Below are 13,409 nucleotides of genomic sequence, written 5' to 3' on the forward strand. Positions count from 1 at the left end.
ATGGCTAATATTTTAAAAACGATTATTGAAAATGATAAAGGAGAACTTCGTCGTCTGGAAAAGATGGCTGATAAGGTTCTTAACTATGAGAGCCAAATGGCTGCAATGTCAGACGAAGAACTAAAAGCGAAAACTGACGAATTTAAAGAGCGATACAACAAGGGTGAATCCCTTGATTCATTGCTATATGAGGCTTTTGCAGTAGTTCGTGAAGCTGCAAAACGTGTCCTTGGGCTCTTCCCTTATAAGGTTCAGGTCATGGGGGGAATCGTTCTTCACCATGGTGACGTTCCAGAGATGCGTACTGGTGAAGGGAAGACCTTGACAGCGACTATGCCAGTGTACCTCAATGCCCTTGCAGGTAAAGGGGTTCACGTAGTTACAGTCAATGAATACCTAACAGAACGTGACGCGACTGAAATGGGTGAATTGTACTCATGGCTCGGTTTGTCAGTAGGGATCAACTTGGCAGCTAAATCTCCAATGGAGAAAAAAGAGGCATACCTTTGCGATATTACCTACTCAACCAACTCAGAGATTGGTTTCGACTACCTTCGTGACAACATGGTCGTTCGTGCAGAAAACATGGTACAACGTCCACTCAACTATGCCTTGGTCGATGAGGTTGACTCGATTTTGATCGACGAAGCGCGTACACCATTGATCGTTTCAGGTGCCAACGCAGTTGAAACAAGCCAACTCTACCATATGGCGGACCACTTCGTGAAATCCTTGGATCAGGATGACTATATCATTGACGTTCAGTCTAAGACGATCGGTTTGTCAGATTCTGGTATTGACAAGGCTGAAAGCTACTTCAAACTAGAAAATCTCTACGACATTGAAAATGTAGCTCTTACTCACTTTATCGACAATGCTCTCCGTGCTAACTATATCATGATTCTCGATATCGACTATGTGGTTAGTGAAGAGCAGGAAATCTTGATCGTTGACCAATTTACAGGTCGTACCATGGAAGGTCGTCGTTACTCTGATGGTTTGCACCAAGCGATTGAAGCAAAAGAAGGTGTGCCAATCCAAGATGAGACTAAGACTTCAGCTTCTATTACCTACCAAAACCTCTTCCGTATGTATAAGAAATTGGCAGGGATGACAGGTACTGGTAAAACAGAAGAAGAAGAATTCCGCGAAATTTACAACATTCGTGTTATTCCAATCCCAACCAACCGTCCAATCCAACGTATCGACCACTCAGACCTTCTCTATGCAAGTCTTGATGCAAAATTTAATGCTGTAGTTGAAGATGTAAAAGCTCGTTACCAAAAAGGTCAGCCGGTCTTGGTAGGTACAGTTGCCGTTGAAACGAGTGACTTTCTTTCTAAGAAATTGGTAGCAGCAGGTGTTCCTCACGAAGTCTTGAATGCGAAGAACCACTACAGAGAAGCGCAAATCATCATGAACGCTGGTCAACGTGGCGCGGTTACCATCGCAACCAACATGGCCGGTCGTGGTACCGACATTAAACTTGGTGAAGGGGTTCGTGAGCTTGGTGGACTTTGTGTTATCGGTACAGAGCGTCACGAAAGTCGCCGTATTGATAATCAGCTTCGTGGACGTTCAGGGCGTCAAGGAGACCCAGGTGAGTCACAATTCTACTTGTCTCTTGAAGATGATTTGATGAAACGTTTCGGTTCAGAACGTTTGAAAGGTGTCTTTGAACGACTCAACATGTCTGATGAAGCCATCGAATCTCGCATGTTAACGCGTCAAGTTGAAGCAGCTCAAAAACGTGTCGAAGGAAACAACTACGACACTCGTAAACAAGTCCTTCAATACGATGATGTTATGCGTGAACAACGTGAGATTATCTATGCGCAACGCTATGATGTCATTACTGCAGATCGTGACTTGGCACCAGAAATCCATGCTATGATCCGTCGTACCATTGGACGTATCGTGGATGCACATGCTCGTTCGAAAGAAGATGAAAAATTGGAAGCAATCTTGAACTTTGCTAAGTATAACTTACTTCCAGAAGATTCAATTAGCCGTTCAGATCTTGCAGGTCTGTCAGACCAAGCTATCAAAGATGAACTTTTCCAACGTGCCTTGAAAGTCTATGACAGCCAAGTTGCTAAGCTTCGTGACGAAGATGCAGTGAAAGAATTCCAAAAAGTCTTGATTCTACGTGTTGTAGACAACAAGTGGACAGACCATATCGATGCCCTTGACCAGTTGCGAAATGCTGTTGGTCTTCGTGGATATGCCCAAAACAACCCTGTTGTAGAATATCAAGCAGAAGGTTTCCGCATGTTTAACGACATGATTGGATCGATTGAATTCGATGTGACCCGCTTGATGATGAAAGCACAAATCCATGAACAAGAACGTCCGCAAACTGAACACAATATCAGTACAACTGCGACTCGTAATATTGCAGCGCAGCAGGCAAGCCTTCCAGAAGATTTGGACTTGAGCCAAATCGGACGAAACGACCAATGCCCATGTGGATCAGGTAAGAAATTCAAGAACTGTCATGGTAAGAGACAATAATATGAGATAAGATACAGGCGGATACCTGGTAAAAATCATTTTTTGCTTGGTGTCCGTTTGCTTTATAAGGAGATGAATCATGGTATTTAAAGCTAAAAGTCCTAAAATTAACATTGAAGAAGTTCGCGCCTTGTCTAAATTAGAGGGAGCGGCTCTTGCGAGAAAAAATCAACGTGATCAGGAATTGGAAGCCATCATCCGTGGGGAAGACCAGCGTATTCTCTTGGTGATTGGACCATGTTCATCTGATAACGAAGAGGCGGTTCTCGAGTATGCCAAGCGTCTATCTGCTTTGCAAGAAGAGGTCAAAGACCGTATTTTTATGGTCATGCGTGTCTATACAGCTAAACCTCGTACCAATGGAGATGGCTATAAGGGCTTGATTCATCAACCGAATGCGACAGAAGCTCCTAGCTTGATCAATGGAATCAAGGCTGTTCGTCAACTACACTATCGTGTGATTACCGAGACGGGAATAACAACAGCTGATGAGATGCTTTATCCTGAAAATCTTCCGCTGGTGGATGATTTGATTTCTTATATGGCTGTTGGAGCTCGTTCTGTAGAGGATCAACAGCATCGTTTTGTAGCGAGTGGAGCAGACTTTTCAACAGGATTTAAAAATCCAACATCTGGAAATCTCAATGTTATGTTTAATGGGATTTACGCAGCGCAAAATAAACAGAGTTTCCTTTTCCTCGGTAAAGAGGTGGAAACAACGGGGAATCCATTGTCCCACGCCATTCTTCGCGGAGCATTGAACGAATACGGGAAAAATATTCCTAACTACTACTATGACAATTTGATGGATACCATTGATCAGTATGAAAAGATGGGCTTGGAAAATCCCTTTATCATCATCGATACCAATCATGACAATTCAGGCAAGCAGTACATGGATCAAATCCGTATCGTTCGTCAGACCTTGATTAACCGTGACTGGAATGAGAAGATCAAGAAATATGTTCGTGGTTTTATGATTGAGTCCTATCTAGAAGATGGACGTCAAAATGAGCCAGAGGTTTTTGGTAAGTCCATTACAGATCCGTGTCTCGGATGGGACAACACAGAAGCACTTGTTCGCGAAATTTACCAAACGCTAGGAGAGTAAGATGGCATTTATCGAAAAAGGTCAAGAAATTGATATTGAAGCAATCAAGGCTGCGACCCAGTTGTCACCTGAAGCCTTGCGAAAGAAAGAAGCCCGCGATAGAGAGTTGGCAGCCATCATCTCGGGTGAGGACGACCGAATCCTTTTGGTGATGGGACCTTGCTCTTCAGACAATGAAGAAGCCGTGCTTGAATATGCTCGTCGCTTAGCAGACTTGCAGAAAAAAGTTGCGGATAAAATCTTTATCGTGATGCGTGTCTATACGGCTAAACCTCGTACCAATGGAGATGGCTATAAGGGCATGATTCATCAACCAAATACCAGCGAAGCGCCTAGTCTCATCAATGGTTTGCAGGCTGTTCGTCAGCTACACTACCGAGTGATTACCGAAACTGGATTGACAACAGCTGATGAGATGCTTTATCCGTCAAATCTCGTTTTGGTTGATGATCTGGTCAGCTACCATGCTGTAGGTGCTCGTTCAGTGGAAGACCAGGAACACCGCTTTGTAGCCTCTGGGATTGATGCTCCGGTTGGGATGAAAAATCCAACATCTGGGAACCTTGGGGTCATGTTTAATGCCATCTATGCAGCTCAAAACAAGCAAACCTTCCTTTACCATGGCCAAGAAGTGGAAACTTCAGGGAATCCTTTGGCCCACGTTATCCTTCGTGGTGCCATGAACGAATATGGTAAAAATGAACCCAATTTCTACTATGAAACACTCTTAAATGCCATCAATCGCTATGAGACTATGGGACTTGAAAATCCCTTCATTATCATTGATACCAATCATGACAATTCAGGCAAGCAGTATATGGAACAAATTCGCATTGTTCGTCAAGCCTTGCTGAATCGTGACTGGAATGAAAAGATTAAAAAGACGGTTCGAGGCTTTATGATCGAATCTTACCTAGCAGATGGTCGCCAAAATCAACCAGAGGTCTTTGGTTGCTCCATAACTGACCCTTGTCTAGGTTGGGAAAATACAGTAGCCTTGGTAGAAGAAATTTATACTACCTTAACAAAATAAGTGAAAAGGATGGAGTTGGGGGAATCTCAGCTCCTTTTATGAGTATGATAGTTGGACACGGAATTGACATCGAAGAATTGGCTTCGATAGAAAAAGCAGTTACACGACGTGAGGGCTTTGCCAAGCGCGTGCTGACCCCTAAAGAAATGGAGCATTTTACCAGTCTCAAAGGGCGCAGACAGATCGAATACTTGGCAGGCCGCTGGTCAGCTAAGGAAGCCTTTTCCAAGGCTATGGGAACTGGTATTGGCAAACTGACCTTTCAGGATTTGGAAGTTTTGAACAATGAACGAGGGGCTCCCTATTTTAGTCAGGCACCATTTTCAGGGAAGATTTGGCTGTCTATCAGCCATACAGATCAGTTTGTGACAGCCAGTGTCATTTTGGAGGAAAATCATGAAAGCTAGCCCACATAGACCAACCAAGGCTCTGATTCATCTGGGAGCTATTCGACAAAATATTCAGCAAATGGGGGCTCATATCCCTGAAAGAACGCTCAAGTGGGCAGTGGTCAAGGCCAATGCCTATGGTCATGGGGCTGTTGCCGTTTCCAAGGCTATTCAGGATGATGTTGATGGATTTTGTGTTTCCAATATTGATGAAGCTATCGAACTTCGTCATGCTGGACTTAGCAAGAAAATCCTCATTTTAGGAGTTTCTGAGCTAGAAGCTGTTTCTCTTGCTAAAGAATACGACATCACATTGACAGTGGCTGGACTGGAGTGGATTCAAGCGCTCTTAGCTAGGGAGACGGATTTATCTGGCTTGACTGTCCACCTCAAGATTGATTCAGGGATGGGACGGATTGGTTTCCGAGATTCCAGTGAGGCTGATCAGGCTCATGCCTTGCTCCAACAACACGGTGCTCGTGTTGAGGGGATTTTTACCCACTTTGCTACTGCAGATGAAGAATCAGATACCTATTTTAATACCCAGTTAGAACGATTTAAAGTTATTTTGGCAAGTATGAAGGAAGCCCCAGAGCTGGTTCATGCCAGCAATTCGGCAACGACCCTCTGGCATGCAGAGACTATTTTCAATGCAGTGCGTATGGGAGACGCTATGTATGGCCTGAATCCAAGTGGAGAGGTCTTGGCCTTACCTTATGACTTGACTCCAGCCTTGACCTTGGAGTCTTCCCTGGTCCATGTCAAGACAGTTCCAGCTGGAGCTTGCATGGGCTATGGAGCAACTTATCAGGCGGATAGTGAGCAAATCATCGCGACTGTGCCAATCGGTTATGCGGATGGTTGGACACGAGACATGCAGAATTTCTCTGTCTTGGTAGATGGTCAAGCTTGCCCAATCGTTGGACGAGTTTCTATGGACCAAATCACCATTCGTTTGCCTAAGGTTTACCCGCTAGGAACAAAAGTCACCTTAATTGGCTCCGATGGTGACCAGGAAATCACAGCAACTCAGGTAGCGACCTACCGTGGAACCATTAACTATGAGGTGGTTTGCCTCCTCAGCGACCGCATTCCGAGAGAATATTATTAAAAAGAAAGGAGTGTGAGCATGAATCTACATCAACCCTTACATGTCTTGCCTGGTGTGGGGCCAAAGTCAGCAGAGAAATACGCCAAACTAGGAATTGAAAACTTGCAAGACCTCTTGCTCTACTTTCCTTTCCGTTATGAAGATTTCAAAACCAAGCAGGTGATGGAGCTGGAAGACGGTGAAAAGGCGGTTCTGTCTGGTCAAGTCGTTACTCCTGCTAGTGTCCAGTATTATGGTTTCAAGCGCAATCGCCTGCGTTTTAGCCTCAAGCAGGGAGAAGTCGTTTTTGCGGTGAATTATTTTAACCAACCCTATCTGGCTGATAAGATAGAGTTGGGAGCAACGCTTGCCGTTTTTGGGAAATGGGACCGTGCCAAGGCTAGTCTGACTGGGATGAAGGTTCTAGCTCAGGTTGAGGATGACCTCCAACCTGTTTATCGTCTGGCTCAAGGAATCAGTCAGGCCAGTCTGGTCAAGGTCATCAAGACAGCTTTTGATCAGGGATTGGATCTCTTGATTGAGGAAAATCTTCCCCAGTCTTTACTGGATAAATACAAACTCATGTCCCGTTGTCAGGCCGTTCGTGCCATGCATTTTCCTAAGGATTTAGCAGAATACAAGCAGGCCCTTCGCCGTATCAAGTTTGAGGAACTCTTTTATTTTCAAATGCAGTTGCAGTCACTCAAGTCTGAAAATAGAGTTCAGGGAAGCGGTCTGGTTCTGGATTGGTCCCAGGAAAAAGTGACAGCCGTTAAAGAAAATCTGCCTTTTGCCCTAACCCAAGCTCAGGAAAAAAGTTTGCAGGAAATTTTGACCGACATGAAGTCCGACCATCACATGAATCGTCTCTTGCAAGGGGATGTGGGTAGCGGAAAAACGGTGGTCGCTGGCTTAGCCATGTTTGCGGCGGTGACGGCTGGCTACCAGGCGGCTCTCATGGTTCCGACAGAAATCCTTGCGGAGCAACACTTTGAGAGTTTACGAAACCTTTTTCCAGACTTGAAACTGGCTCTCTTGACAGGTTCCTTGAAAGCTGTAGAAAAAAGAGAAGTCTTGGAGACAATTGCCAAGGGTGAGGCTGATTTGATTATCGGAACACACGCTCTGATACAGCATGGGGTGGATTATGCTCGCCTTGGCTTGATTATCATCGATGAGCAGCACCGTTTTGGTGTGGGGCAAAGGCGTATTCTGAGAGAAAAAGGGGACAATCCAGATGTCCTCATGATGACGGCGACACCCATTCCACGAACCTTGGCTATCACAGCCTTTGGAGATATGGATGTTTCCATTATTGATCAGATGCCAGCAGGGCGGAAGCCGATTGTGACGCGCTGGATTAAGCATGAGCAGCTGCCTCAGGTCTTGACTTGGTTAGAGGGAGAAATCCAAAAAGGTTCTCAAGCCTATGTCATCTCTCCCTTGATTGAAGAATCTGAAGCTCTGGACTTGAAAAACGCCATTGCCTTATCAGAAGAGTTGACAGCTCATTTTGCAGGAAAGGCTGAAGTGGCTCTTTTACATGGTAAGATGAAGAGTGACGAAAAAGACCAGATTATGCAGGAATTCAAAGAGAGAAAAACGGATATTCTGGTTTCGACAACGGTTATTGAGGTTGGGGTTAATGTTCCCAATGCGACAGTTATGATTATCATGGATGCAGACCGGTTCGGTCTCAGTCAGCTTCACCAGCTCAGAGGTCGTGTCGGTCGGGGTGACAAGCAGTCCTACGCTGTTCTTGTAGCTAATCCCAAGACGGACTCTGGAAAGGACCGCATGCGCATCATGACAGAAACCAACAATGGATTTGTCCTTGCTGAGGAGGATTTGAAAATGCGTGGTTCTGGAGAGATTTTCGGAACCAGACAGTCAGGCCTTCCAGAGTTTCAAGTGGCTGATATTATCGAAGATTTTCCGATTTTAGAAGAAGCCAGAAAGGTTGCCAGCTACATTAGTTCGATAGAAGGTTGGCGAGAGGATCCAGAATGGCGCATGATTGCTCTCCACCTAGAAAAAAGAGAACATCTGGATTAAGCCTTTTCTAAGAAATCTATAAGCTAGCTTTTAGGTTTGGGCCTTATACTAGAGTCATCAAAAAGAAACGAGGACTCTCACATGACGATTAAAGTAACCTACCAAAAGAAATTCCAAACCGTCAAACTAGAGAAAGGAGCTAGCACCTATTGATACACAGAGAGCGGAAACGCTCTTTTTATTTTTAAAAATACTTTCAGACGATAGGTTTGAGGAAAGAGAATCTAAAATCACTTTCTATTTATCTTTCTTTCTTGCATTGCCTTCCTAGATATGCTAGAGTTATGATAGCGATTACAAAATAAAAGGAGCATACTATGAAAAATCCAGCTTTGTTAGAAGAAATTAAGACTTATAAAGGACGGGATGAGGTTCCAGAAGATTTTGATGCTTTCTGGGATGAAGAGATCAAAAAAGTTTCATCTCTTCCAGCCTACCAGTTGGAGGAAAGAGATTTCCATATTCCCCAAGTCAATTGCTATGAGCTCACTTTTGAAGGAACCAATGAAGGCAAGGTTTATGCACGTGTCGTCCTTCCAAAGAGTGAGGAGAAAGTTCCTCTAATCTTCCATTTCCATGGATATATGGGACGTGGTTGGGACTGGGCCGATATGCTGGCCTTCACCGTGGCTGGTTACGGTGTTGTTTCTATGGACGTTCGAGGCCAGTCGGGCTATTCGCAAGACGGCTTGCGCTCTCCGCTAGGAAATACGGTAAAGGGTCATATTATCCGTGGTGCTGTGGAAGGTCGTGAACATCTCTTTTATAAGGATGTTTATCTGGATATTTACCAGTTGGTTGAAATTATTGCTAGTCTGCCTCAGGTGGATGAGAAAAGACTTTCTAGTTATGGTGCCTCACAAGGAGGGGCTTTAGCTTTGGTTGCAGCTGCTCTCAATCCTCGGATTCGGAAAACAGTTGCCATCTATCCCTTCTTGTCAGACTTTAGACGAGTGCTTGAGATTGGCAATACCAGTGAAGCCTATGATGAACTCTTCCGATATTTCAAGTTTCACGATCCCTTCCATGAAACAGAGGAGGAAATCATGGCGACTCTTGCCTATATCGATGTGAAAAATCTTGCCCATCGCATTCAAGGTGAGGTCAAGATGATTACGGGCTTGGATGACGATGTCTGCTATCCTATTACCCAGTTTGCTATTTACAACCGTCTGACCTGCGAGAAGGCCTATCGCATCATGCCAGAGTATGCTCACGAAGCCATGAATGTTTTTGTCAATGACCAAATTTATAACTGGCTCTGTGGTAGTGAGATTCCTTTTAAGTACGTAAGATAATGAATGAGAGAGCCCCCGGAGCTCTCTTTTTTATGTCCAAAACCTGAAAGTACTTTTAGAAAATTTAAAATATTAAAATATTCTCAAAAGTAAAATCTATTCTGAAGGAACACAGATATAAATATAAGACTTTATTGTATAATAAAGGAAAAGTCACTTGTGAAAGGAGGAAAAAGGCTGCCGGGTGGTTAAAAACTCGGGCTCAGCAGAAAATGGGAGAGGATTGGGAGCTCTCATTAAGTTGGATATTTTCTTGTAAAACTTGTCTCTTGAAGAGACAATAAAAATTTTTAAAGAAAAAGAAAGCGCTTTATTTTATGAAAAATGAAAGGACAAACATGAATTACAAATCTTTAGATCGGAAACAGCGATACGGAATTCGAAAATTTGCAGTTGGGGCGGCATCTGTAGTGATTGGTACAGTAGTATTTGGAGTAAATCCAGTCTTAGCCCAAGAGCAAGCCAATGCAGCAGGAGCCAATACAGAAACTGTCGAACCTGGTCAAGGTTTATCAGAGTTACCAAAAGAAGTGTCCTCGGGAGATCTTGCTCATTTGGATAAGGATTTGGCTGGCAAATTGGCAGCAGCTCAAGACAATGGTGTTGAGGTGGACCAAGATCATTTGAAAAAAAATGAGAGTGCAGAATCAGAAACCCCATCCTCTACGGAAACCCATACAGAAGAAGCAAATAAGGAAGAGGAATCAGAGGATCAGGGAGCGATTCCTCGTGATTATTACTCAAGAGATTTAAAAAATGCTAATCCTGTCCTTGAAAAAGAAGATGTTGAAACCAATGCAGCAAATGGTCAGAGAGTTGATTTATCAAGTGAACTAGATAAACTAAAGAAACTTCAAAATGCTACAGTTCACATGGAGTTCAAACCAGATGCATCATCTCCACGCTTTTACAATCTCTTCTCTGTATCCAGTGACACCAAGGAAAATGAGTATTTTACTATGTCGGTCCTTGATAATACAGCTCTTATTGAAGGGCGTGGCGCTAACGGAGAGCAGTTCTATGATAAGTATACAGATGCCCCTTTGAAAGTTCGCCCTGGACAATGGAATTCCGTGACCTTTACTGTCGAACAACCGACAGCGGAGTTACCTCATGGTCGAGTTCGTCTCTATGTGAACGGTGTCTTATCTCGAACAAGTCTCAAATCTGGTAACTTCATTAAAGATATGCCAGATGTTAATCAAGCTCAACTTGGAGCAACCAAACGGGGCAATAAAACAGTTTGGGCATCAAACCTACAAGTTCGAAACCTAACCGTTTACGATCGTGCTTTAAGCCCAGATGAAGTTCAAACACGAAGTCAATTATTTGAAAGAGGTGAATTGGAACAGAAACTTCCTGAGGGAGCAAAAGTCACTGAGAAAGAAGACGTATTTGAAGGTGGTAGGAACAATCAACCAAATAAAGATGGTATCAAGAGTTATCGTATCCCAGCTCTTCTCAAGACAGATAAAGGAACGCTGATTGCAGGAACGGATGAAAGACGTTTGCACCATTCTGACTGGGGAGATATTGGGATGGTTGTTCGTCGCAGCTCAGATAATGGAAAAACATGGGGAGACCGAATCGTAATCTCAAATCCTCGTGACAATGAGCACGCTAAACATGCAGATTGGCCATCTCCAGTTAATATTGATATGGCCTTGGTGCAAGACCCTGAAACAAAGAGAATTTTTGCAATTTATGACATGTTCCTTGAAAGTAAGGCAGTATTTTCATTGCCGGGGCAAGCTCCGAAAGCTTATGAACAAGTGGGAGATAAAGTTTATCAAGTTTTATATAAGCAAGGAGAATCAGGTCGCTATACGATTCGAGAAAACGGAGAGGTTTTCGATCCTCAAAATAGAAAGACAGATTATCGTGTTGTCGTTGACCCTAAAAAACCAGCCTATAGCGATAAGGGAGATTTGTATAAAGGGAACGAGCTAATCGGAAATATTTATTTTGAATATAGCGAAAAGAATATTTTTAGAGTTTCCAATACCAACTACCTATGGATGTCCTACAGTGATGACGATGGGAAGACTTGGTCTGCACCAAAAGATATTACTCATGGGATTCGGAAAGATTGGATGCACTTCCTAGGAACTGGACCTGGTACTGGGATTGCCTTACGTACAGGACCTCATAAGGGAAGATTGGTGATTCCAGTTTATACAACAAACAACGTTTCCTACCTAAATGGTTCACAATCATCTCGTGTAATTTATTCAGATGATCATGGTGAAACATGGCAAGCAGGGGAAGCAGTTAATGATAACCGTCCAGTAGGCAACCAAACCATTCATTCTTCAACCATGAATAATCCAGGCGCCCAAAATACGGAGTCGACTGTTGTTCAGTTGAATAATGGGGATCTCAAGCTCTTTATGCGTGGGTTGACTGGTGATCTTCAGGTTGCGACCAGTCATGATGGGGGAGCAACGTGGGATAAGGAAATCAAACGTTATCCTCAAGTAAAAGACGTTTATGTTCAAATGTCCGCTATTCACACCATGCATGAAGGAAAGGAATACATTCTACTCAGCAATGCTGGTGGTCCTGGACGCAACAATGGTTTGGTTCACCTGGCCCGTGTTGAGGAGAATGGTGAGTTGACATGGCTGAAACACAATCCTATACAAAGTGGTAAGTTTGCTTACAACTCACTCCAAGAACTCGGAAATGGCGAATATGGTTTGCTTTATGAACATGCGGATGGCAATCAAAACGATTATACTTTATCCTATAAGAAATTCAACTGGGATTTCTTAAGCAGAGACAGAATTTCTCCTAAAGAAGCAAAAGTAAAATATGCTATCCAAAAATGGCCAGGTATTATTGCCATGGAGTTCGATTCGGAAGTATTGGTCAACAAGGCTCCGACCCTTCAATTGGCAAATGGCAAGACAGCAACCTTTATGACCCAGTACGATACAAAAACTCTCCTATTCACAATAGATCCAGAGGATATGGGTCAAAGAATTACAGGTCTAGCTGAGGGTGCAATTGAAAGCATGCACAATTTACCAGTTTCTTTAGCTGGCTCTAAACTAAGCGATGGTATTAATGGCAGTGAAGCTGCTATCCATGAGGTGCCGGAGTACACAGGTGGTGTCAATGCAGAGGAAGCAACGGTTCATGAAGTTCCGGAGTATACAGGTCCAATGGCAACAGTAGGTGAAGAAGCAGCTCCAACGGTTGAAAAACCTGAATTCACAGGTGGTGTCAATGCAGAGGAAACCCCAGTGGCAGAGATACCAGAGTACACTGGACCATTGGCAACAGTAGGTGAAGAACCAGCTCCAACAGTAGAAAAAACAGAATTCACTGGTGGAGTCAATGCTGTTGAGGCAGCAGTCCATGAACTTCCAGAGTTCAAGGGTGGAGTCAATGCAGTTCTAGCAGCCTCAAACGAGCTTCCGGAATATAGAGGAGGTGCTAACTTTGTCTTGGCAGCTTCAAATGACCTGCCAGAGTATAAGGGTGGTGTCAATGGCGTTGAGGCAGCAGTCCATGAAGTGCCAGAGTACAAGGGAGACACTAATCTAGTATTAGCAGCTGCAGACAACAAATTGTCTCTAGGCCAAGATGTGACCTATCAAGCGCCAGCAGCTAAACAAGATGAACTTCCAAATACGGGAAGCAAGGAAACAAACTCACTGATTTCCCTTGGTCTTGCAGGTGTTCTTTTATCCTTGTTTGCATTTGGCAAGAAGAGAAAAGAATAATAAGTAAAAGCTTTTTGAGTAGGTCTCAGAAGAGGTAGCAGGTTTTTCAGCCTGCTATCTTTTTTGACGACATTCAGGTTGATTCAAAATCATAAGAAGTCTGAAACTACTTTCAGGATAGTCTGTTCTATAAAATAGTTTTGAAACTGAAATCTATTCTACCACAAGCTATTGAAAGCGCTTAACAA

8 protein-coding genes are annotated in these 13,409 nt (G+C 43.6%); all 8 read left to right on the forward strand.

Going from position 1 to position 13,409, the window contains the following annotated elements; translation table 11 throughout:
- The 8 genes from secA to HMPREF2991_RS08085 all read left to right on the forward strand — a co-directional run bounded on the left by secA (window position 1) and on the right by HMPREF2991_RS08085 (window position 13,221).
- Complete coding sequence (secA, locus tag HMPREF2991_RS08050; RefSeq protein ID WP_070568334.1) at window positions 1-2,514, forward strand: preprotein translocase subunit SecA; 2,514 nt, start codon at window positions 1-3, stop codon at window positions 2,512-2,514.
- A gap of 79 nt (window positions 2,515-2,593) precedes the next feature.
- Entirely contained in the window at window positions 2,594-3,625 is a 1,032-nt protein-coding gene (locus tag HMPREF2991_RS08055; protein WP_070568337.1) for a 3-deoxy-7-phosphoheptulonate synthase, read from the forward strand.
- A gap of 1 nt (window position 3,626) precedes the next feature.
- Entirely contained in the window at window positions 3,627-4,658 is a 1,032-nt protein-coding gene (locus tag HMPREF2991_RS08060; protein WP_000864028.1) for a 3-deoxy-7-phosphoheptulonate synthase, read from the forward strand.
- Between the two features lie 44 nt (window positions 4,659-4,702).
- Window positions 4,703-5,065: a holo-ACP synthase gene (gene acpS / locus HMPREF2991_RS08065; RefSeq protein ID WP_070568638.1), complete on the forward strand. Its 363-nt coding sequence runs from the start codon at window positions 4,703-4,705 to the stop codon at window positions 5,063-5,065.
- Window positions 5,055-6,158, forward strand: a complete 1,104-nt coding sequence (gene alr, locus HMPREF2991_RS08070) for an alanine racemase (RefSeq protein ID WP_070568343.1) — start codon at window positions 5,055-5,057, stop codon at window positions 6,156-6,158. The genes acpS and alr overlap by 11 nt, the downstream gene beginning before the upstream one ends.
- Before the next feature lie 18 nt (window positions 6,159-6,176).
- A complete protein-coding gene (recG, locus tag HMPREF2991_RS08075; RefSeq protein WP_070568345.1) occupies window positions 6,177-8,192 on the forward strand; it encodes an ATP-dependent DNA helicase RecG in 2,016 nt (671 codons plus the stop codon).
- A 317-nt stretch (window positions 8,193-8,509) separates the two neighbouring features.
- A complete protein-coding gene (locus tag HMPREF2991_RS08080) occupies window positions 8,510-9,490 on the forward strand; it encodes an acetylxylan esterase (protein WP_070568348.1) in 981 nt (326 codons plus the stop codon).
- A gap of 338 nt (window positions 9,491-9,828) precedes the next feature.
- The gene (locus tag HMPREF2991_RS08085) at window positions 9,829-13,221 is read left to right on the forward strand and encodes an SIALI-17 repeat-containing surface protein (protein WP_070568351.1); all 3,393 of its coding nucleotides are present in this window, start codon (window positions 9,829-9,831) and stop codon (window positions 13,219-13,221) included.
- Window positions 13,222-13,409 lie beyond the last annotated feature (188 nt).

Origin of the sequence: Streptococcus sp. HMSC072D07 (genome assembly GCF_001814835.1) — a bacterium.
Lineage (GTDB): Bacteria > Bacillota > Bacilli > Lactobacillales > Streptococcaceae > Streptococcus.

What these genes read in the sequence shown, in the direction of transcription:
- secA (WP_070568334.1), top strand. Translation starts at nt 1, where the DNA reads ATGGCTAATATTTTAAAAACGATTATTGAAAATGATAAAGGAGAACTT.
- HMPREF2991_RS08055 (WP_070568337.1), top strand. Translation starts at nt 2,594, where the DNA reads ATGGTATTTAAAGCTAAAAGTCCTAAAATTAACATTGAAGAAGTTCGC.
- HMPREF2991_RS08060 (WP_000864028.1), top strand. Translation starts at nt 3,627, where the DNA reads ATGGCATTTATCGAAAAAGGTCAAGAAATTGATATTGAAGCAATCAAG.
- acpS (WP_070568638.1), top strand. Translation starts at nt 4,703, where the DNA reads ATGATAGTTGGACACGGAATTGACATCGAAGAATTGGCTTCGATAGAA.
- alr (WP_070568343.1), top strand. Translation starts at nt 5,055, where the DNA reads ATGAAAGCTAGCCCACATAGACCAACCAAGGCTCTGATTCATCTGGGA.
- recG (WP_070568345.1), top strand. Translation starts at nt 6,177, where the DNA reads ATGAATCTACATCAACCCTTACATGTCTTGCCTGGTGTGGGGCCAAAG.
- HMPREF2991_RS08080 (WP_070568348.1), top strand. Translation starts at nt 8,510, where the DNA reads ATGAAAAATCCAGCTTTGTTAGAAGAAATTAAGACTTATAAAGGACGG.
- HMPREF2991_RS08085 (WP_070568351.1), top strand. Translation starts at nt 9,829, where the DNA reads ATGAATTACAAATCTTTAGATCGGAAACAGCGATACGGAATTCGAAAA.